Source organism: Oerskovia paurometabola, assembly GCF_016907365.1.
Classification (GTDB): Bacteria; Actinomycetota; Actinomycetes; order Actinomycetales; family Cellulomonadaceae; genus Oerskovia; species Oerskovia paurometabola.
Map to the genome: position 1 here is coordinate 3,615,657 of NZ_JAFBBV010000001.1, position 19,680 is coordinate 3,635,336.

Annotated in this window: 18 protein-coding genes and 1 tRNA gene; 8 read left to right on the plus strand and 11 right to left on the minus strand. The window is 73.1% G+C overall.

Annotated elements, in window-relative coordinates; genetic code table 11:
• Positions 1 to 7: 7 nt before the first annotated feature.
• Complete coding sequence (locus tag JOD48_RS16140; RefSeq protein ID WP_204809786.1) at positions 8 to 613, plus strand: isochorismatase family protein; 606 nt, start codon at positions 8 to 10, stop codon at positions 611 to 613.
• Between the two features lie 57 nt (positions 614 to 670).
• Here JOD48_RS16140 and rsmI read toward each other — a convergent pair whose 3' ends face one another.
• The gene (rsmI, locus tag JOD48_RS16145; protein ID WP_239527450.1) at positions 671 to 1,735 is read right to left on the minus strand and encodes a 16S rRNA (cytidine(1402)-2'-O)-methyltransferase; all 1,065 of its coding nucleotides are present in this window, start codon (positions 1,733 to 1,735) and stop codon (positions 671 to 673) included.
• A 25-nt stretch (positions 1,736 to 1,760) separates the two neighbouring features.
• Here rsmI and JOD48_RS16150 point away from each other — a divergent pair, with 25 nt between their 5' ends.
• Positions 1,761 to 3,458, plus strand: coding sequence for a dolichyl-phosphate-mannose--protein mannosyltransferase (locus JOD48_RS16150; RefSeq protein ID WP_372440764.1), 1,698 nt, complete (start codon positions 1,761 to 1,763; stop codon positions 3,456 to 3,458).
• Between the two features lie 78 nt (positions 3,459 to 3,536).
• On the opposite strand, the gene JOD48_RS16155 is transcribed toward JOD48_RS16150, so the two are convergent.
• From JOD48_RS16155 to JOD48_RS16165, 3 genes are all read right to left on the minus strand, one after another.
• Entirely contained in the window at positions 3,537 to 5,000 is a 1,464-nt protein-coding gene (locus JOD48_RS16155; protein WP_239527453.1) for a beta-N-acetylhexosaminidase, read from the minus strand.
• A gap of 124 nt (positions 5,001 to 5,124) precedes the next feature.
• Complete coding sequence (locus tag JOD48_RS16160; RefSeq protein ID WP_204809788.1) at positions 5,125 to 6,786, minus strand: hypothetical protein; 1,662 nt, start codon at positions 6,784 to 6,786, stop codon at positions 5,125 to 5,127.
• Positions 6,787 to 6,893: 107 nt separating this feature from the next.
• Positions 6,894 to 7,982: a fatty acid desaturase family protein gene (locus JOD48_RS16165; RefSeq protein WP_239527455.1), complete on the minus strand. Its 1,089-nt coding sequence runs from the start codon at positions 7,980 to 7,982 to the stop codon at positions 6,894 to 6,896.
• Between the two features lie 271 nt (positions 7,983 to 8,253).
• On the opposite strand from JOD48_RS16165, the gene JOD48_RS16170 reads away from it, so the two are divergent.
• Entirely contained in the window at positions 8,254 to 8,754 is a 501-nt protein-coding gene (locus JOD48_RS16170; protein WP_204809789.1) for a DUF4190 domain-containing protein, read from the plus strand.
• Between the two features lie 151 nt (positions 8,755 to 8,905).
• The gene (locus JOD48_RS16175; protein WP_204809790.1) at positions 8,906 to 9,208 is read left to right on the plus strand and encodes a hypothetical protein; all 303 of its coding nucleotides are present in this window, start codon (positions 8,906 to 8,908) and stop codon (positions 9,206 to 9,208) included.
• Between the two features lie 67 nt (positions 9,209 to 9,275).
• Here JOD48_RS16175 and JOD48_RS16180 read toward each other — a convergent pair whose 3' ends face one another.
• The 5 genes from JOD48_RS16180 to JOD48_RS16200 all read right to left on the minus strand — a co-directional run bounded on the left by JOD48_RS16180 (position 9,276) and on the right by JOD48_RS16200 (position 13,604).
• Positions 9,276 to 10,136, minus strand: a complete 861-nt coding sequence (locus JOD48_RS16180) for a carbohydrate kinase family protein (protein WP_204809791.1) — start codon at positions 10,134 to 10,136, stop codon at positions 9,276 to 9,278.
• Positions 10,137 to 10,169: 33 nt separating this feature from the next.
• Positions 10,170 to 10,970, minus strand: a complete 801-nt coding sequence (locus JOD48_RS16185) for a carbon-nitrogen hydrolase family protein (RefSeq protein ID WP_307824200.1) — start codon at positions 10,968 to 10,970, stop codon at positions 10,170 to 10,172.
• Positions 10,971 to 11,289: 319 nt separating this feature from the next.
• Positions 11,290 to 11,365: transfer RNA gene (locus JOD48_RS16190), tRNA-Ala, on the minus strand.
• A gap of 85 nt (positions 11,366 to 11,450) precedes the next feature.
• Complete coding sequence (locus JOD48_RS16195) at positions 11,451 to 12,857, minus strand: SepX/GlpR family protein (RefSeq protein ID WP_204809793.1); 1,407 nt, start codon at positions 12,855 to 12,857, stop codon at positions 11,451 to 11,453.
• A gap of 81 nt (positions 12,858 to 12,938) precedes the next feature.
• Positions 12,939 to 13,604: a GNAT family N-acetyltransferase gene (locus JOD48_RS16200; RefSeq protein WP_225227134.1), complete on the minus strand. Its 666-nt coding sequence runs from the start codon at positions 13,602 to 13,604 to the stop codon at positions 12,939 to 12,941.
• Positions 13,605 to 13,844: 240 nt separating this feature from the next.
• Between JOD48_RS16200 and JOD48_RS16205 the strand changes: the two genes are divergently transcribed.
• Positions 13,845 to 14,483, plus strand: coding sequence for a 5-formyltetrahydrofolate cyclo-ligase (locus JOD48_RS16205; RefSeq protein ID WP_138823037.1), 639 nt, complete (start codon positions 13,845 to 13,847; stop codon positions 14,481 to 14,483).
• A 157-nt stretch (positions 14,484 to 14,640) separates the two neighbouring features.
• Here JOD48_RS16205 and JOD48_RS16210 read toward each other — a convergent pair whose 3' ends face one another.
• Positions 14,641 to 17,337 (minus strand): penicillin acylase family protein, encoded by a 2,697-nt coding sequence (locus JOD48_RS16210; RefSeq protein ID WP_191791052.1) that lies wholly within the window; start codon positions 17,335 to 17,337, stop codon positions 14,641 to 14,643.
• 171 nt (positions 17,338 to 17,508) lie between these two features.
• Here JOD48_RS16210 and JOD48_RS16215 point away from each other — a divergent pair, with 171 nt between their 5' ends.
• The 3 genes from JOD48_RS16215 (at position 17,509) to mscL (ending at position 19,242) form a co-directional block, all read left to right on the plus strand.
• On the plus strand, positions 17,509 to 17,841 hold the full coding sequence (locus JOD48_RS16215) for an FmdB family zinc ribbon protein (protein WP_191791053.1): 333 nt from the start codon (positions 17,509 to 17,511) through the stop codon (positions 17,839 to 17,841).
• Positions 17,842 to 17,940: 99 nt separating this feature from the next.
• Positions 17,941 to 18,627, plus strand: a complete 687-nt coding sequence (locus JOD48_RS16220) for an SAF domain-containing protein (RefSeq protein ID WP_204809794.1) — start codon at positions 17,941 to 17,943, stop codon at positions 18,625 to 18,627.
• Between the two features lie 141 nt (positions 18,628 to 18,768).
• Entirely contained in the window at positions 18,769 to 19,242 is a 474-nt protein-coding gene (gene mscL / locus JOD48_RS16225) for a large conductance mechanosensitive channel protein MscL (protein ID WP_204809795.1), read from the plus strand.
• A 126-nt stretch (positions 19,243 to 19,368) separates the two neighbouring features.
• Here the strand turns inward: mscL and JOD48_RS16230 are convergent, their stop codons facing one another.
• On the minus strand, positions 19,369 to 19,599 hold the full coding sequence (locus tag JOD48_RS16230; RefSeq protein ID WP_191791056.1) for a hypothetical protein: 231 nt from the start codon (positions 19,597 to 19,599) through the stop codon (positions 19,369 to 19,371).
• Positions 19,600 to 19,680: the final 81 nt, after the last annotated feature.

Sequence of the window (19,680 nt, forward strand, 5' to 3'; positions counted from 1 at the left end):
TGGTGCCATGACCAGCACCGACACCCCGGCCACGGGCCGCGCCCTGATCGTCGTCGACGTCCAGCCCACGTTCTGCGAGGGTGGTGAGCTCGCGGTCGAGGGCGGCGACGCGGTCGCCGAGGCCATCGCGGTCTTCGCCGCCGAGCACCGCGCGGGCTACGACCTCGTGGTGACGACCCAGGACTGGCACGTCGACCCGGGCCACCACTTCGCGACGGCCCCCGAGGTTCCCGACTTCGTCGACACGTGGCCGCCGCACGGCCTCGCGGGCACGCCGAACGCCGAGCTGCACCCGGCCCTCGCGGACCTCGCTCCCGATGCGAGCGTCAGGAAGGGCGAGTACCAGGCGGCGTACTCGGGCTTCGAGGGGGTCGACGGCGCGGGCCGCTCCCTCGCGCAGATCCTCCAGGAGGCGGGCGTCGCGTCGGCCGACGTCGTCGGGATCGCGGAGTCGCACTGCGTCCGGGCGACCGCGCTCGACGCGCACGCGCTGGGGCTCGCGACCCGGGTCCTGACGGACCTCACGGTGCCGGTGTCGGCCGAGCTCGGCGAGGCGGCCCGGGTCGAGCTCGCGGCGGCCGGCGTCGAGCTGGTGCGCTCGACCGAGGCGTGAGGGTTGTCAGAACGAGCGTGGCCCCGGGGTCACGCTCGTTCTGACACACGGCTCCCGTCAGGCCTTGCGCGCTGCGAGCGCCGCCGCGTACAGGTCGCGCTTGGGCACTCCCGCGGCGGTCGCGACCTCGGCGACGGCCTCCTTGAGACGCTCCCCTGCGGCGACCCTGGCCAGGACCTCGGCGACGAGCTCCTCGACGGACACGGCCTCGCGCGCCGGTGCCCCGGCCACGACGACGCAGATCTCTCCACGGAGCTGGCGGTCGGCGGCCTCGGCCGCGAGCTCGCCGAGCGTGCCGCGCAGGACCTCCTCGTACGTCTTGGTCAGCTCGCGGCACACCGCCGCGGGCCGGTCTGCGCCGAAGCCCTCGGCCATCGCGGCGAGCGTGTCGTCGATCCGGTGCGGGGCCTCGAAGAAGACCATGGTCCGGGGCTCGCGCGCGAGCGCCTCGAACGTGCGCGCCCGCTCGCCGGGCTTGCGCGGCGGGAAGCCCTCGAAGCAGAAGCGGTCGGTCGGCAGCCCCGACAGCGCGAGCGCGGTGAGGACCGCGCTGGGGCCGGGGGCCGAGGTGATGGGCAGGCCGCGTTCGACGGCCCGCGTCACGACGCGGTAACCGGGGTCCGAGACGGAGGGCATGCCGGCGTCGGTCACGATCACGACCGTGCCACCGCCCTCGACGACGTCGAGCAGCTCGTCGGCCCGCTCGACCTCGTTGTGCTCGTGATAGCTCACGACGCGCCCGCCGATCGACACGCCCATGCGCGTGGCGAGGGCGTGCAGCCGGCGCGTGTCCTCGGCCGCGACGACCGCGGACTCCGCCAGGAGGCGTCGCAGCCGCGGGCTCGCGTCCTCGACGTTGCCGATGGGTGTCGCGGCCAGGACGAGATGCCCGTCGTCCTTGGCACCGCGCCCGACCGGCTCCTGCTCGTCCGGGGTCTCGTCGTCCCTCGCCGTGGAGGTCTCGTCCTCCGGCCCGACGCCGTCGCGCGCCTCGGGCGCGTCGCCTCCCACGTGCTCGCCCACCTCGGCGGGGTGCGCTGCGGCCCGGACCGGTGCGGCGCCGTCGGGCAGGGGGGCGGGCGACTCGGGGGTGGACGCGGGCGTGGGGCGGGCGTTGCTCATACCCCCTAGCGTTCCACGTCCTACGATGGCCGACGTGCCCCAGCCTTCCTCGGACCCGATGCCGGCCGTCCCCGCCCCCGCGACCGACGACCCGTTCCCGGCACCCCGGGCCGAGGCGGTCGAGGCGACCGACGCACCGGACCCGGCCCTGCCCGCCCGCGACCGCCTGCTGCTCACGCTGCTCGGCGCGCGCCGCCTCGCGCTCGGGGCGACGTCGAAGGACCGGCTGTGGGGCTGGCTCGGCCCCGGGCTCGTCGCGCTGCTCGCCGGTGTGCTGCGCCTGTGGGACCTGGGGCGCCCCGGCACCCTCGTCTTCGACGAGACGTACTACGTCAAGCAGGCGTACACCCTGCTGCGGGTGGGGTTCGAGGCAAAGTGGCCGGACGAGCCCAACCCGGCGTTCGAGGCCGGGAACGTCGACACCTTCCTGAGCGTGCCCGACTACGTGGTCCACCCTCCCCTGGGCAAGTGGATGATCGCAGGCGGCATGCAGCTCTTCGGGGGCGCCGAGAACCCGTGGTCGTGGCGCATCTCGACCGCGCTGGTCGGCGTGCTCGCGGTGTTCCTCCTGGCCCGGATCGCGCGCCGCCTGTTCGCGTCGACCGCGATGGGCATCCTCGCGGGTGGGCTGCTCGCGATCGACGGCATGGCGATCGTGCACTCGCGCACGGGGCTCCTCGACAACTTCCTCATGTTCTGGGTGCTCGTCGCGTTCGGCTTCCTGCTGCTGGACCGCGAGCAGGCGAGGCGGCGGCTCGCCGACAAGGTGGCGGCGATCCTCGATGCGGGCCAGGAGATCGGCCGCTACGGGCCGTGGCTCGGGTGGCGGTGGTGGCGCTTCGCGGCGGCGGTCTCGCTCGGCCTCGCGTGCGGGGTCAAGTGGTCCGGGCTGTACTTCCTCGCGGTCTTCGCCCTGCTGTCGGTGCTGTGGGACGCGAGCGCGCGCCGCGCCGTCGGGATCAAGCGGTGGTGGGAGGACGCGCTCCTGCTCGACGCCGTCCCCGCCGCGCTGATCATGCTGCCCACCGCGGCGCTCACCTACCTGGCCACGTGGTTCTCCTGGTTCCGCTCGCCGAGCGCGTACCTGCGGGACTGGGCCGCGGAGCACCCGGGCGAGGGCGTGCAGTGGCTCCCCGAGTCGTTGCGGTCGCTGTGGGCGTACCACCAGAAGATGATGGACTTCCACACCGGGCTCAGCGCCGAGCACGCGTACGCCTCCAAGCCCATCGGCTGGCTGGTCCAGTGGCGCCCGACGTCGTTCTACTACCGCGACGGGTCCGACGGTGTGACGGGCTGCGGCTACGACGAGTGCGCGCGCGTCGTCACGTCGCTCGGGAACCCGGTCCTGTGGTGGTCGGCGGCCCTCGCGGTCGTCGCGACCGTGGTGCTCCTGGTGTGGCGCAAGGACTGGCGGGCCACGGCCGTCCTCAGCGGCCTCGTCGCGGGCTGGCTCCCCTGGTTCGCGTACCCGGACCGCACGATCTTCACGTTCTACGCGATCGTGTTCACGCCGTGGGTGGTCCTCGCGCTCGTCTACGTCGTGACGGTCCTGCTCGAACGCACCGAGCGGCTCCCCTCGGCCAGGGGCTGGGTGATCTGGGGGGTGACCGCACTCATGACCGTGATCGTGGTGATGAGCATCTTCTTCTACCCGATCTGGACGGCCATGAACGTCCCCGAGTGGTTCTGGCGCCTGCACATGTGGCTGCCGAGCTGGATCTAGCCGGCCCCGGGGCCGGACGCGGACCCGGGGCCGGGGCCGGGCATGCGGTCGACCGCATGCTCGGCACCGAGCGGTCCGCTAGGACCAGTCGACCTGCGGGGTCTCGTGGAACGGGAGCCCTTCACGGCGCCACGTCGCGGCCTCGCTCACGACGCGGCGACGGTAGTCCTCCCAGTCCTTGCGCTCGGGAGCGGTCCAGGCGACCTCGGCGGCGGCGGACAGCCTGGGCAGCAGCATGTGGAACAGCTCGTCCTGGGTCGACAGCGTCTCGGTCCAGATCGCGGCCTCGACCCCCTCGACCTGGTCGGCGGGCAGCCCCGGGATGATCTCGGCGGGGTCCCAGTCGTACGCGGTGCGCAGCTCGATCAGCCCGGCCCAGTCCTGCCCCAGGGGGTACTCGGCGGTGTACTTCATGTCGAGGTACGCGTGGTTGCCGGGGGACATGATGAAGCGCGAGCCACGCTCGGCAGCGGCCAGGAAGGGGGCGACGTCGGTGCGGGTGTCCCAGTACTGGACCAGGGTCTCGGGCCGGGTGTCGGCCTGCGCGGCCTCCTGCCAGGTGATGACCTTCTTGCCGGTCTCGAGCACGATCTCCTCGAGCAGCGCGATGAACTTCGCGTACTCCTCCGCCCCGAGCGTCAGGGCCTCGTCGCCACCGACGTGGATGTAGTCGCCGTCCGTGATCGCGGCGATGTCTCCGAGGACGTCGCGCAGGAAGGGCTCGGTCGCGGGCAGGTCGTAGGTGAGCTGCGAGAACCCGACCTCGATGCCCTCGTACCTGGCGGTGCGCTGCCCGTCGGCGCGCAGCTCGCCGTAGACCGCCGTCGCGGCGTTGGTGTGCCCGGGCAGGTCGATCTCGGGGACGACGGTCACGAAGCGGTCTGCGGCGTAGTCCTGCAGGCGGCGGAAGTCCGCGAGGCTCAGGTGGCCCCCGGCCTTGCCGCTCGTCGAGGTGTCGGACGAGAGCTTCGCGAGCTCGGGGCGCGACGGCGTCTCGATGCGCCACCCCTGGTCGTCCGTGAGGTGCAGGTGCAGGACGTTGAGCTTGTACGACGCGAGGACGTCGATCACGAGCTCGAGCTGCTCGAGCGGGAAGAAGTTGCGGGCGATGTCGAGCGAGAGGCCGCGCCAGGCGTAGCGGGGGGCGTCCCGCACGACGACGGCGCCCACCTCGGCGCCGTGCTCCCCCTCGGTCACGAGCTGGCGGAGGGTCTGCACGGCGTCGAACAGACCGACCGGCAGGGCAGCCGTCAGCACGGCCCTCGACCCGCTCACCTCGATCGTGTGGCGCTCCGGGCTGACCGACCCCGCTGGGCCCGCGTCCTCGGCGAGACGCAGCTCGACGGCGGGGGCGCCGTCGGGCAGGGCGTCCGCCACGGTGACCGGTGTGCCTGCCGCACGCGTCAGGAGCTCGGCCGCGTACGCGGCGACGTGCTGCTCGGCCGCGGAGGGACCGGCGACGACGACGGCCCCTTCGAGCCGGAGCGCGTCGTCTCCCGCCCGGGAGTCGACCTGCAGGGGCTGGGGAATGATGGCGACCATCGGGGACCTCGTCGTCGTGGTTGTCTCGAAGCGACCGAATCGAATCGATTCGTCTGTACTGGCCGACATACCGTAACCGGCCCGGCTGAGGGAGACAAGAACGCGACGGTGCGGCGAGCCCGACCTACTCGACGACGACGACGAGAGGATCCGGCGTGACGGGCTCCGTGGTCGCGGCCCGCTCGGGCGTCACCTCGCCCACGAGGTCGGTCCGACCCCAGCGCAACGCTCCCGGCGCCCCGGCCGTGAGCGTGTCCCAGGCCTTGGTCCGGGCGGCGTAGGACCCCGCGACGTCGGAGTGCACCACGACGACGACCGAGTCGCTCGTCGTGACGAGAGCCCCCATGTTCGTCACCGACCTCGGCGTCGAGGCGTGCACGACCAGCAGCTTCTGCGGCAGCGCCTTGGCCTTCACGAGGCTCTCCAGGGAGGAGACGACCTCGTTGATCTCCTCGGCGGGAACCTCGCCGTCCTTCTTCACGGTCCCGCCCGCGCGTCGTGCGTCGAGGTCGAGCGAGACGCCCACGCCGGGCAGCGCGAGCAGGTCGGCGTACCGTTCGACCTGGTCGGCGAACGTCGCCCGGCCGGGCTGGATCTCGAGGAGCACCTGCTGCCCCGCGTCCAGCGCGGCCTGCACCGCAGGACGGACCGCCTCGACCGCGAGCTCGGTCGAGTAGTTGCCGTCCTTGCCCGCGGCCCCGGACGACTCCGTCACGACGAGCTCGACCGTCGGGACCGTCACCGTCTGGTCACCCTCCGCGGTCGCGACCGCGACGTACGGCTCAGCGCGGGCCGCCGCCTTCTCGACCATCTCCGCGGTCCTGGCAGGCGTCGACGGGACCGTGGTCGAGGGCAGCACCACGTAGCGCTTGCCCGCGGACACGAGCTGCCCGCCCCCGGCGAGCTCCACGCCCGTCTCCGCGGCGCGCACGCGCGCCGTGAGGTCCTCGACGGTGCCGAACGACTCACCGATCCCGACGACGGCCAGCGCCTTGGCCTTGGCCATGGCCTGGACCGATGCGCTCGTCGCCCGCGGGTCCCCGCCGGCGACCGCGAACGGAACCACCCCGGCGGCCCGCGCGGTCGCGAGGGCCGCCGTCTGACCCGGCGCCTCGTCGACGAGCGCGAGGACCTCCGTCAGGAGGCGGGGTGACGCGGTGTCGGGGAGCTGGGCGCGCACCTCTGCCAGGTCGTTCTCGTCGATCTCGGCCCCACCGTCCACGGTCTCGACGAGAGCACCTGCGTCGAGCGCGACCGCGTCGAGGGAAGGGGCGATGGCCTTGACCGAGCCCTTCGCGTCCTGCTCGAGATCCTCGCTCGACGCCACGGGCACGGCGGCCGCTCCCGCCGTCACGACCCCGGCCGCATCCACGTTCGGCGCCCGGTCCGGCGTCACGACGACAGCGGTGACGGCGCCGAGGCGCTCGATCTCCTTCGCGAGCCCGCTGTCGGCGATCGCCCCGCCCATGAGCAGGACCGGAGCGTGCAGCTCGAGCGCAGCGGCTGCGGCCGCGTCCTGCGCGGTCTCGTCGTCCGCGTCGGCCAGGACCACGACGGGGGCCCGCGAGAAGAACGACTGGCTCGCCGTGAGCGCCAGCTCGGCGGGGTCGGTCGAGGTCAGGACGAGCACGGGCGCGATCTGGTCGACCGCCGCGGCACGCAGGTCCTCGGTCTGGACCTCGGGCCGCTCACCCGTCACGTCGCCGTCGCCGCAGGCGGCCAGCAGGGACGTGGTCAGGGCGAGGGTCGAGGCGACCAGGACAAATCGGGCCTTCCGTGAATTCACGTCTCTATCATCCCCTACTGCGTGTGCCGCGCCGAGTCGCGGCGCGTCGCCGTGGGGCTCCGTCGCCCGATGTCGCGCGAGCCAGCCGGAGTCGACAGCCCGCAGGCTCAGCGTACCGAACGGTACTGAGCCGTGAGGGGGCACTGGAACGGGTCGCGGGCCGCGAGGCCCACCCGGTTCAGGTACCGGACGACGATCCGGTACGAGTCCACGAGGGTCGTCTCGGTGTAGAGGATGCCCCGCTCGGCGCAGAACTCCTTGACGATCGGACGGACCTTGCGCAGCGAGGGACGCGGCATGCTCGGGAAGAGGTGGTGCTCGATCTGGAAGTTCAGGCCGCCCATCGCGACGTCGACCCAGCGCCCGCCCGTGATGTTGCGGGACATGAGAACCTGACGACGCAGGAAGTCGATCTTGACGTCGGGTGCGACGGTCGGCATGCCCTTGTGATTGGGCGCGAAGGACGCCCCCATGAGCACCCCGAACAGGCCGAGCTGGACGCCGAGGAACGCGAAGGCCATCCCCACCGGCAGGACCAGGAACACCGCCGCGAGGTACCCGCCGAGGCGGGCTACGACGAAGACGATCTCCACGGTGCGGCGCTTGACGGGCCCGCGGCCGAAGATGGTCTTGATCCCCGCGACGTGCAGGTTGAGGCCTTCGAGCAGCAGCAGGGGGAAGAACAGGTACCCCTGGCGTGCCGCGAACCAGGCGCGCAGCCCGCTCTTGGTCTCGGTGAGCGTCTCGGTCTCCCACACGAGCACGCCGTTGATCATGTCCGGGTCGCCGCCACGCGTGTTGGGCTTGGCGTGGTGACGCGAGTGCTTGTGCTGCCACCAGCCGTAGGACAGCCCGCCCAGCAGGTTGGCGACGACCAGGCTCGCCCAGTCGTTCCAGCCGCCCGACCGGAAGATCTGGCGGTGCGCGGCGTCGTGGCCGAGGAAGGCGGTCTGCGTGAGGAGCACCGCGAGCAGCGCGGCGATACCCATCTGCCACCAGGACTCGCCGATGAGCACGAAGGCGACCCCGGTCGCGGCGAGCAGCGTGAGCAGGACGGCGAACTTGGTCCAGTAGTAGCCGTAGCGGCGGCGCATGAGGCCGAGCTCCTGGACGGTGCGGGTGAGGGCGGTGAACTCGCTGACCTGGCGTTCACGCGGAGACTGCGTACGGCCAGGAGCGGTGGCGTCGAGCGTCAAGGGATGGCCTCTCGTGGTCGCAGACGCGGCGCCCGGAGGCAGCACATCCGACGGGTGGTTTCGTCGCGAACGTGACCGACAGTACCCGCACAACCTACGCAAGCGTAGGTTTGTCCGCCACGAGATCGTCGACGCCACGAGACCTTCACATCCGGTCGGCTCGTCACAGGCCCGACGACGTCACGCCCGACACGGCGTGAGCACCCGTTGTCCAGGGTCACCGGGCACGCCATACTGGGCCGCGAACCCTGCCCGCACCACGAGGAGCGACATGTCCAACCCCGAGCAGAACCCGTCCGGCACGCCCGACCCCTACGGCGCCCCCCAGGACCCGGCTGCCGGCCAGGCACCCCAGGCGCCCCAGTACGGCGCACCGGCTTCCGGCGCGCCGCAGGCGCCCCAGTACGGTGCACCGCAGGCGCCCCAGTACGGTGCACCGCAGGCACCCGCCCCCCAGGGGTACGGCGCGACCGCCCCCGCGACCGACCCCGGCAAGACGCTGGGCATCGTGGGCCTCGTGCTGTCCATCCTCACCTGCACGTCGCTGATCGGTGTGGTCCTGAGCATCGTCGCGCTGGTCAAGTCGAAGAAGGCCGGCTACAAGAACGGCTTCGCCCTCGCCGGGATCATCGTCGGCGCGGTCCTGCTCATCGCCTCGATCGTCGTCGGGATCTTCTTCCTCGTGGCGGGCAACGCCCTCCTCGAGGCCTGCGAGGGCGTCCCCTCGGGCGAGACCATCGTGTGGCAGGGCGAGACCGTCCCCTGCCCGTGACACCTGTCACCGCACCGCACCCCGTGGGCCTCGACCGATCTCCGGTCGGGGCCCACGGCCGCTCGTGCGCCGAACACCCGCCGCACCCGCACCCGCACCCGCACCCGCACCCGCACCCGCACAACCGCACCGCAGACACCGAGGAAGCACCGTGACCCACCCCGAGCCCGTCGTCCACAACCCCGGCAAGGCCCTCGGCATCGTCGGGCTCGTCCTCTCGATCCCCCTGTCGCTGGTCGGGCTCGTCCTCGGCATCGTCGGGCTCGTGAAGTCGCGCCGAGCCAGGCTCAACAACTGGTGGGCCGTGGCCGCGATCACGATCTCCTTCCTCGTGATCGTGGCGATCGTGATCTGGGCCGCGACCCTCGTGTGGCTCATGGGCGAGTGCGCCGAGCTCGGCCCGGGAGTCCACGACGTGAACGGCCGCCCGATCGAGTGCGTGTCCGGCGCCTGACCTTCTCCTCGCGGGCAGCGGCCCGCGACGTCACCGGCCCCCGGCGCCCCGCCCGCGGCGCCGTCGCTCAGCCGAGCGGCGCCAGGTCCGGGCTCTGCACGCACAGCGCGCCACGACGGGCACCTTCGCCCAGCGCCTCGGCGACCCCCGCGCCTCGCAGGTGGGCGTCGAGGTAGCCCGCGAAGAACGCGTCGCCCGCGCCGTTGGTGTCCACGACGCGCTCGACGGCGACGGCCGGCACCTCGACCCACCCACCGTCGGCGGTCAGGGCGCTCGCGCCCCGCGCGCCGTGCGTGCACACCACGAGCCGCGCACCGGCTGCCACCCGGGCCTCCATGAAGGCCCGGTACCCCGGGAGCCGGTCCGAGCTGAGGAACAGGAACGACGCCGCCTCGACGAACTCGCGGTGGAACTCGGCCTCGCCGTCGTAGTCGTGCACGTCGCACCACACGTCCTTGCCCAGACGGCGCGCCTCGCGCAGCAGCGGCAAGGCGGGCAGCGCGAGGTCGACCACGACGGCCGGGGCCGCGGTCAGCGCCGCGACGGCGGCGTCCCACGTCGACCCCGGGGCTACCTCGCCGGGAGCCTGGAGGTAGATGGACAACCGTTCCCCCGCCCCACCCATGAGGTTGAGGTGGCGCTCCGTCCGGCCGTCCGGCGACGGCTCCACGAGGAGCGTGACCCCCGCCCGCCGCAGGACGTCCTCCACGCGGGGAGCGGCGTCGTCGGACCCCAGGACCGTGCGCAGCACGACCTCGCGGCCCACAGCGCGCAGGTTGAGGGCCTTGCCCGCCGACGTGCCACCGACCGTGGCCCGGTGACGCTCCGCGAACAACGTCTGCGAACGCGGCTCGGGCAGGGCGTCGAGGTAGACGAGCTCGTTCCACGAGGCGGGGCCGGCGACGAAGACGGGCGCAGAGGTGTCCATGGACGCCGACGCTACCCGCGCACCAGGCGCGGGTCAGCCCGGCAAGACCGTCTCGCGGGCTCGCTCGCCGAGCGCCGGGCGCCTGTCCGTCCACATGCGCTGCGCGTCGCGGGCCGCCGCGAGCACCGCCGGATCGACGTCGGCGATCGCCAGCCCCTCGCGGGACTCGACGTGCGCGACACGACGCCCGACCGGGTCGAAGACCGCCGACCCGCCGATGAAGTCGCTCGGGGCCCCGACGAGACCGGCGAAGACGACGTACATCCCGTTGTCGAGCGCCCTGGCCGCGTAGTGCAGGTCCCGCCGGTGGGCGCCGCCGGAGAAGTACGCGCCGCTGTTGACGTAGACGCTCGCCCCGTCGGCTGCGGCGGCGGCGGCGTGCTCGGGAAAGTTCGCGTCGTAGCAGACGGAGAGGGCGACCTCGACCCCGTCGACGGTCAGGCTCGCGCCGCCGGGCCCCGCGGAGAAGGTATCGCGCTCGCTCGCGTGCAGGTGCTGCTTGTCGTAGGCGACCCATGGAGCGCGCCCCGGGGCGAGCACCAGGTTCGTCAGCGCGCGACGGTCCCCGTGGTCGAGCGCCGTGTTCAGCACGACGACGGCTCCGGTGGCGTCGACCGTACGCTGCAGCGGCGACGCCCAGGACAGGTCGTCGGCACGAGGCAGCGGTCGCGCGAAGACGGCGTCGTCGTAACCCGTCACGAACGCCTCGGGGAGGACGACGAGGCGCGCACCCGCCGCGGCCGCCTCGGCCGTGAGACGTGCGGCCTTCTCGACGTTGGCGACCGTGTCGCCCGGGATCGCCTCCGCCTGTACCGCGGCCACTCTCAGCTTCACGGGATCACGGTAGCGGTTCCGAGAAGCCGGTTCGGGTGACGGACTCAGCGTGTGGACGGCCCCGGTGACCGGCAGCGCGCCGGCGGTACGACCAGCGAGACCCACCCCGCGGCCGAGTGGCTCACCGTCATGGCCTACCGCATCACCGACCTCGTGCCCTCGGCCGCCGACGACTTCGCCCAGGCCGTGCTCGAGGGCCTCACGACACGCCTGAACGCCTGGCCCGGGCATGACGAACGATCCCCCCACTTGGCCCCCAGCCTGTACAGGGTGACGGAACGACGAAGGCCCGGAACCTGACGGTTCCGGGCCTTGTGCCTGGTGGAGCTAGGGGGATTCGAACCCCCGACCTTCTCATTGCGAACGAGACGCGCTACCAACTGCGCCATAGCCCCAGAGCGAGGTCAACATTAGCACCTGATTCGAGTGCTTCGACAATCCGTCGCCCTCGCGGCCCCGCCAGGCCCCCGCGCGGGGGACCTACCCGCCCGAGACGCGCCTGCGGGCCAGGATCTCGTTGAGGTCCAGGCCCAGCGTCTCGGTCTTGGGCTTCTTGTCGTCGCCCGCCGCGGGGACGGCAGGACGGGTCGACACCGGCACGGCCGGCACCACCGGCGAGCCGGTCACCCCCGCGCCCGGCCCCTCGGGGGCGGGACGCGGCGTGGCAGCCGGTGCGACGGGCACGGCCACCTGGACCGGTGCGACGCCGGTCTCGGAGGCCGTGGGCTTCATGGTGTACGTCGGGCGTGGGACCGGCACGGGCTCCCAGGCGTCGCCGGCCTCGCCGTCGGTCGACGGTGCCGTCCGCTCGGGGCGAGGCGCCTGGTGGCGTGCCTCGGCAGGCGCGACCTCAGCGACCTCCGCCTCGACCACGACGACGACCGGCTTCTCGCGCTGCCGGTCGTCGAACAGCTCGCCGCCGCTGGCCCCGGTCCGGGGTCGGGGTAGGTCGGGCTCCGGTTCGACGCGTGCGGTCGATCCGGTCGCCGGACGCCGGTCCCGGCTGCGCGCGGCACCACGTTCGAGGTCGGCGGGCGTGACGCGCGGGATCATCTGGGTGCTCGTCTGCGAGGGCCGCACGGCGTGCCCCGTGACGCGCGAGGGGTGGACGTTGCGCGGAGCCACCGGGCTGCCCTGCACGGGCCCTCGCGAGGCGCGTGCGGCCTCCCTGGCGGCGGCTCGACGGTCCGCGAGCCACGCGGCGTCGGCCCGGCGCGCGGCGAGCACCGCCTGACGCCCCAGGACGAGGACCAGGACCAGCGCCGCCGTCGGGCCCGCGGCCGCGTACCAGGACACCAGGCCGAAGCCGACGGCGACCCACGCGCCCGCGGTCGCGAGCAGCAGCAGGACCGTCAGCGCCAGGCGGCGCCGCGCCGCCTTGGCGCGGCGCTCGAGCAGGGCGATGCGCGACGACGAGGGCGCCTTGCGGGGCACGGACGTGTCGGCGGTGCCGCCCTCGGCGCGCCGCCCGGGCGCGATGGACGGGCGAGGGTCTCCCGTGCGGACGTCGTTCTCCATGGTCTGCGGCCCCTCCTTCGACGACGGCCGGTGGCCGGTGCCACCGGTCGTGACCTGCTGGACTTCTCTCGGTGCGTCCGTGCCTGCGTCCGAGACCCGCAGCAGGAGCCCGACGTCGGGTTCGGTCGCGAGGGCCGGCCCCAGGAGCAGCGATCGCCCCTCGGCAGCCCCCAGGTGGCCCGGGGACGCACGGCGCTCACGCTTGCCCGACGCGACCCCCAGGACCCGCAGCGAGCCGGAGAACCGGTCCTCGACCCGCGAGTCCAGGAACTGCTGGCGCTGCTTGACACGGTGCGGCACGTAGTAGGCGAACCAGATCACGAACAGGGCAAGGACCGCCACGCCTGCCGAGCCCGTCGTCGATTCCACATGCCGACCGTAGGCGAGCCGCCAGGTGGGCTCCCGGACGCCGCACGGCGTGTCGGTCCTTTTCCCTGACCGGACCATGCACTATGGGGCGTCGCGGCGCCGCTCCTGCCAGCGGGTCAGCAGGCCGTCAGGGACCTCCTCGGTCGTGATCGCGAAGGTCCGGTGGTCGCACCACTGGCCCTGGATGTGGAGGTAGCGCTCGCGCACGCCCTCGTCCCGCAGGCCCAGCTTCTCCACGACGCGCAGGCTCGGACCGTTCTCCGGGCGGATGTTGATCTCGATGCGGTGCAGGCCCAGGACCTGGAAGCAGTAGTCGACCGACATCGCGACCGCGGTGGGGGTCACACCGCGTCCTGCGACGTGCTCCCCCACCCAGTACCCGACGCTCGCCGAGCACAACGACCCGTACGTGATGCTCGACACCGTGAGCTGCCCGACGAGCTCGCCGTCCAGCTCGACCGCGAACGGCAACGTCGTGCCCGCGCGCGCCTGGGCGGACAGGATGCGCACGTACTCCCCGAAGGTCGGCGGTCCGCCGCCCGCGCCGGGCCGGGGCGACGTCGCCTCCCAGCGTTCGAGCCACGACGCGTTGCGGGCACGCAACGTCATCCACGCGTGCCCGTCCTTGCGGCGCAACGGTCGCAGCACCACGCTGCCGTCGGTGGCGTCCTCGCGGAGCGTCACCGGCCACGGCTTCGACACGCTCCACGTCCGCGCGAGCTTGCTCGTCATAGTTCCCGTGCCCATCGATCGTCCGTCCTCGGCTGCAGAGCCCGAGACGTCGTGCCTTCGAGCACCAGGATCACCGACGCGACGCCTGGTGGACAGGGTGTATCACGACCTGACACACCGACACCAGCAGCAGCATGCACCCGGGCGGACGGCACGGCATCCGTTGCGCACCCTCGACCCTCCGCGATCCGGACCTTTCCGTCCGACGACGGCACCACGGACACTTCTTGCCCGAACCTTTGCGACAATAGGCGCATGAGTGGCCCGGTTCAGCCGTATCCCCTGCATGGAAGCATCGAACCCGAGGACGCGAAGGAGATCCTCCGAAAAGCCATCCGCACTGCTCGATCCGCACGCACCGAGCGCCGCCGCGACGAAGCGGCCCAGGCGATCGCCGACGTGATCGAGACCATCCCCGAAGTCCTGTCCGCGCGGTGCGTCGCGACGTACGCGGCGCGCCCCACCGAGCCCGGCACCACGGCGATGCTCGAGCGGCTCTCCGCCCGGGGCGTCCGCGTCCTCCTGCCCGTCCTGGGCGCCGGCCTCCAGCGTGACTGGGCCGAGTTCGACGGGGCGCACGACCTCCAGGTCCGCGCCCCGGGCAGGCCGCCCGAGCCGAGCGGCCCCACGCTCGGGGCGGCCGCGCTCGCCGACGCCGACGTCGTCATCGCGCCCGCGCTCGCGGTCGACTCGAACGGGGTCCGCCTCGGGCAGGGCGGCGGCTGGTACGACCGCGCTCTCGAGCACGTGCGCCCCGGCACCAAGGTGATCGCGGTCGTCTTCCCCGAGGAGGTCTACGACGCGACCGACCGTCCGCTGCCCCTCGAGAAGCACGACCGCACCGTGGACGCTGTCGCGACGCCCCTCGGGTGGCGCTGGATCGGTCAGGACTGACCGGCTCCGCCGTCCCTCGCGCACGACGAAGGGCCCGCCCGGGCAGCTCGCCCGGGCGGGCCCTTCGTCGCTCTCCCCCGGCCACCCAGGCGGGTGGGCCGGTCGGGCGGGGTGTGCGGCGTCGTCGGGCAGGCGATGCCCGACGACGCCGCACCCGTCAGGGGACCAGCGTGAGCGTGTCCTTGGTGCCGGAGCGCACGGCCTCGGCCGTGAACGGCCACGCGTAGGTCTCGCCCGCGGCCCACGTGCCGAGCTGGTCCTCGTAGTGCTTGGACGCCGGGTGCCCGGAGGTGCCCGTGACGGTGACCCAGGTCGAGGCGTCCAGGTCGGCGAGGTCGACGACCATGCGCATCGACGGACCCGACGTGACCTCGAAGCTGCCCGAGGCCGCGTCCCACGACGTCGCGTTGACGATCGACGAGCCTCCCGGCATGGCCACCGTGCGGGGGTTCACGTAGGCCCGGACGAAGCCCGGGACGGCGTCGTTGTCGAGGACCACGTGACCGAGCGAGAGCGTGTGGAGCTTGCCCCACTCCCAGTCGGTCGTCTTCTTCGACAGCTCGGTCGTCAGGTCGAGGCGGGCCGAGGTGATCGCCCGGTTGAGGACCTCGTCGCGGGTCTCGACGACGCTCACGGTCTGGCGGTCGTCCCAGAACGCGTTGGTCTCGTCGGCGAGCATGTTCTGCACGACGGCGAGCCAGCGGCTGCCGCCCGCGGGACGGATGCTCTCCGGCAGGTCGTCCCAGAACGTGATCTCGAGCAGGTTGCGCCACACCGCGGCGAAGTACGCGGCCGCGGCCGAGTCCTTGTCCATGTGCTGGTCCCAGTCGGCGAGGAGGTCCTGCCCCTCGGCCGCGAAGTCGTTGCGCACCCCCTTGCTGTTCTCGATGTCCTGCTCGAGCAGGAGGGGCACGAGGGCCGCGGCGTACGGGCTCCAGTCGTCGTTCTGGATCTCGTTCATGGTCTGGACGTCGACCTTGCGGCCCGAGTCGATCTCCTCCTGCAGGAGGGTCCGGATGCGCTGCGAGCGGTAGCCGTAGTCCCAGTCCGTCGTGAGGAACGGGGTGGTCCCTGCCGGGAGCACCGCCTGGTTCGCCGCGACGACGAACCCCTCCTCGGGGTCGACCACGCCCGGCATCTGCGCGGCGGGCACGTAGCCGGTCCAGTCGTAGCGCTCGTCCCACCCGGGTCGCGGCCACGTGCCGTCCGACGGCACGGGCCCCTCGACGTTCGCGCGCACCGGGATCCGGCCCGGCGCCTGGTAGCCGATGTGCCCGTCCGTGGTCGCGAAGACGATGTTCTGGGCGGGGACCTCGAACAGGGCCGCGGCGGCCTTCATGTCCTCGGCGTCCGCCGCGAGGTTGAACGCGAAGACGGCGTCGGCGGTGCGGCCGGGCTCGAGCGCGGTCCACCGGAGCGAGACCTCGTAGTCGCCGAGAGGGGTGCCCTCGGTCGGTGAGGCCGCGACCTTGTCCATGGGCAGGACCGTCGAGACGATCGGTCCGTGGACCGTCGAGGCGACCTTGAGCTCGACGTCCTCGCCGCCGTTGACCTTGATGGTCTCGGTGCGGGTCTCGAGAGGCTCCCAGTCGTCGCCCCGCAGGTACGTGTCGTCACGCACGCGCTCGATGAAGAAGTCGGTGACGTCGGCGCCCATGTTCGTCAGGCCCCAGGCCAGGTCGGCGTTGTGCCCGATGATCACGCCGGGGAAGCCCGCGAACGAGAACCCCGAGACGTCGAACCCGCAGGCCGGGCTCACCTCGTTGCAGTGGAGGCCGACCTGGGCCCACACGCTGGGGGCCTGGAGGGACAGGTGGGGGTCGTTGGCGAGCAGCGGCTTGCCGCTGGCCGTGTGCTCGCCCGAGACGACCCACGAGTTGGACCCGGTGCCCTCGCCGCGTCCGACGAGCACGGGCACGGCCGCGAGCGCGGCGTCGGCCGCGGCGACGGCCGACTGGAGCTCGCTGCCCGCGAGGGTCGGCGCGTACGCGGTCTGTTCCGCGCCCTCGACCTGGACGGGTTCGCTCGTGGTCGGCACCTCGGACGGGTCGAGGATGGGGAGGTTCGCCTGGGCCGGGTACGCGGGGAAGAGGGTGCCCACACGGGCCACGTCCTGCGCGACCTTGGCGGGGTCCTGGGCTCCGCTCGAGGCTCCCGCGAAGCCGCCGTACGCGATGGCGCGCTCGAGCTCGTCGTCGTAGTTTCCGCGCAGGTCCCAGGCCATGGCCTTGAGCCACGCGAGCGAGTCGATCGGGTCCCAGGGCTCGGGGTCCGGCACCGAGACGCTCGTGCCGAGCACCGTGTACTCGAGCGCGATCTCGCTCGGGTCGCGGTCATCGAGGTAGGCGTTGACGCCGTCCGCGTAGGCCTGGAGGTAGGCCTTGGTCTCGGGGGCGAGGATCTTCCACTCCTCCTCGGCGACCAGGCGCCAGCCGAACGTGCGCGTGACCTTGTCCGCGTCGATCGCGACCTGGGAGTCGCCCACGAGCTCGGCCAGACGACCCGCGGTCACGTGGCGGCGGTAGTCCATCTCGAAGAAGCGGTCCTGCGCCTGGACGTAGCCCTGGGCGCGGAAGAGGTCCTCGGGCGTGTCGGCGTAGATCTGCGGTACGCCCTGCGCGTCGCGGAGCACGCTGACCTCTGCGTCGAGGCCCGTCAGGGTGAGGGTGCCGTCGGTCTGCGGGAGCGGTCGGCGGACGGTGACGACCGTGAACACCGACGCCGCGACCAGGAGCACGACGACGAGCGCGGCGATCGCGATGATGCCGCGACGGGCGCGAGAACCTCCCCGGCGGGCAGCAGGGACGGGCGGCGGGGGGTCGCCGTGGACTCCGGCGGGGACATCAGCAGACACGGTGCGAGACTACCCCGGGCGGGCCAGGCGTATGATTAGCACTCAGAAGACCCGAGTGCCAGTCCGGCTGTGTCCTGCCGTCGACCCGACGCGCACGCCGGACGCCGCGGAGCAGGCTCGCACCCGCCCCGTGACGACCGCACCCACCCCCGCGACCTCTGAGGAGAGACCGTGCCCACCTACGCGTACACGTGCACTGCCTGCGGCCACGCCTTCGACATCCACCAGGCGTTCACCGACGACGCGCTCACCGTGTGCCCCGAGTGCGGCGGTCGCCTGCGCAAGGTCTTCTCGTCGGTCGGCGTGACCTTCAAGGGCTCGGGCTTCTACCGCACCGACTCGCGCTCCTCGAAGTCGTCGAGCACGGGCTCGACCACGCCCGCGACGCCCGCGAAGTCGTCCGACTCGTCGAGCAGCTCGTCCTCGGGGTCGTCGAGCACCGGGTCGTCGTCGAGCGGTTCGTCGTCGAGCTCGTCGGGCTCCTCGACGCCGTCCGCGAGCTGACCGCACTCCGGACCGTGCACAGGTAGGCCCCCGAGGCGCCTGTCCACAGGCCGCCGCGCCGCGCCGCGGGCCGCCCCGGCGGGCACCTAGCGTCGCCGCATGGCTCCTCCTGCATCGACCGCGACCGGCCCGTCGGGCCGCCGTGCATCCACTGCCCGACGGCGCCTGCGCGCCCTCGTCTGGCGCGCACGTCTCGTGGCGCTCGCCCTGGGCTGCGGACTGGTCGCCGCCGTCGTGGTCGACCGCCTGAGCCCTCCCCCGCCGGACACCCGGCCCGTGGTCGCGACGGCACGTGCGGTCGAGGCCGGCACGGTGCTCGTCGAGGAGGACGTCACGGTCGTGCACGTCGCGGCCGCGCTCGCCCCCCAGACCTCGCTGACCAGGGTGAGCGACGCCGTCGGGCGAACCACCTCGGTCGCCCTGCCGCCCGGCCAGACGCTCTCCCCCTCGCTCGTCGCCGCGGGCGACCTCGCCGCCATGGCCCCCACCGGGACCGTCGTGGCGCCCGTGCGGCTCTCCGACCCCGACGTGGCGGCGCTCCTGCATCCCGGCGACCGGGTCGACCTGCTCGCGGCCACGGCCAGCGGCGAGACCGGGACCGGCAGCCACCTCGCGCGGCGCGCCCTCGTGGTGGCGGGGACCCCGGCGCCAGCCTCGCCCGGTGGTCTGCTCGGTGGCGGGACGCCCGAGGGCGGCGTCACGCTCGTCGCCGTGCTCCCGCAGGAGGCCGCCGCGCTCGCCGGGGTCGGCGACTGGGGCGGCCTGTCGGTGGTCCTGGTGCCCTGAGCCGGACCGTCCCCTCCGAGACGTGCGGAGTCGCGCCGCAACGAGCATGGAAGGATCACGTCCGGACCTCGCTCGTGCCACGGGCGCCGCCGCGAGACCGCCGCGCGCACCCGGTCCGCGCCCTCTCGAAAGGAACCCCGTATGCAGAACGTGTTCAACGGCTTCAAGGACTTCGTGCTCCGCGGCAACGCGATCGACCTCGCGGTCGGTGTCGTGATCGGTGCGGCCTTCACCCAGGTCGTCACGGCGATCGTCGACGGCCTCATCAACCCGCTCGTCGCGGCGATCTTCGGCAAGCAGGACCTGAGCAAGGTCTGGACGTTCGAGGTCAACGAGGCGATCTTCAGCTTCGGCCTCGTCCTCGACGCGCTCTTCAAGTTCCTCTGCGTGGCAGCGGCGCTCTACTTCGTCATCGTGCTGCCCATGAACCACCTGGCGGCCCGGCGCAAGAAGGGCGAGGAGGCCGCCCCCGCGGCCCCCGCAGAGGACGTCCTGGTGCTCCAGGAGATCCGCGACCTGCTGGCCGCGCAGAACGCGCGCGGCGCTGGTCCCGCCGGTCCTGCGACGGGCACCGGCCCGTTCGGCGGCCCGACCGACGGTCCTGGCGGCCGCTGACCGCTCACGCGCCGTCCACGAACGCCCCGCCGGTCTTCCGGCGGGGCGTTCGTACTCGGGCCACGCCACACCTGCAGCGGGCGTCGAGCGGGACCGGCAGAGCAGGCAGAGCAGGCCGAGCGACCCTCAGGACCAGTGCGGCGGCACGTCGCGCAAGAGCTCGGCGTCGTGGCTGTCGGTCGACGCGCCCGGTCGGACGTCGCCCCAGACCGCGGCGTCGTCGTCGGACCCCAGGCCCGCGACGCCCGCCTGCTCGGTGCCCGGGCGCACGACGCGGCGCGACCGACGGCGCGGCGCGGTGGGCGCTGCCGGGTCGGCCGGGGCGTCGGGGGCAGGGGCAGGATCGACGGGGGTCACGACCCCATTGTCTCAGCGCCCCGGCCGGCCCCGACGCGTCCCCTGGCCCCCGCCAGCCACGATGCGAACGGCCGACCCCGG

Coding starts and splice junctions, on each gene's coding strand:
- JOD48_RS16205 (WP_138823037.1), top strand. CDS start 13,845: ATGAGTGGCCCGGTTCAGCCGTATCCCCTGCATGGAAGCATCGAACCC.
- JOD48_RS16155 (WP_239527453.1), bottom strand. CDS start 5,000: ATGGTCGCCATCATTCCCCAGCCCCTGCAGGTCGACTCCCGGGCGGGA.
- JOD48_RS16180 (WP_204809791.1), bottom strand. CDS start 10,136: ATGGACACCTCTGCGCCCGTCTTCGTCGCCGGCCCCGCCTCGTGGAAC.
- mscL (WP_204809795.1), top strand. CDS start 18,769: ATGCAGAACGTGTTCAACGGCTTCAAGGACTTCGTGCTCCGCGGCAAC.
- JOD48_RS16140 (WP_204809786.1), top strand. CDS start 8: ATGACCAGCACCGACACCCCGGCCACGGGCCGCGCCCTGATCGTCGTC.
- JOD48_RS16220 (WP_204809794.1), top strand. CDS start 17,941: ATGGCTCCTCCTGCATCGACCGCGACCGGCCCGTCGGGCCGCCGTGCA.
- rsmI (WP_239527450.1), bottom strand. CDS start 1,735: ATGAGCAACGCCCGCCCCACGCCCGCGTCCACCCCCGAGTCGCCCGCC.
- JOD48_RS16170 (WP_204809789.1), top strand. CDS start 8,254: ATGTCCAACCCCGAGCAGAACCCGTCCGGCACGCCCGACCCCTACGGC.
- JOD48_RS16150 (WP_372440764.1), top strand. CDS start 1,761: ATGGCCGACGTGCCCCAGCCTTCCTCGGACCCGATGCCGGCCGTCCCC.
- JOD48_RS16200 (WP_225227134.1), bottom strand. CDS start 13,604: ATGGGCACGGGAACTATGACGAGCAAGCTCGCGCGGACGTGGAGCGTG.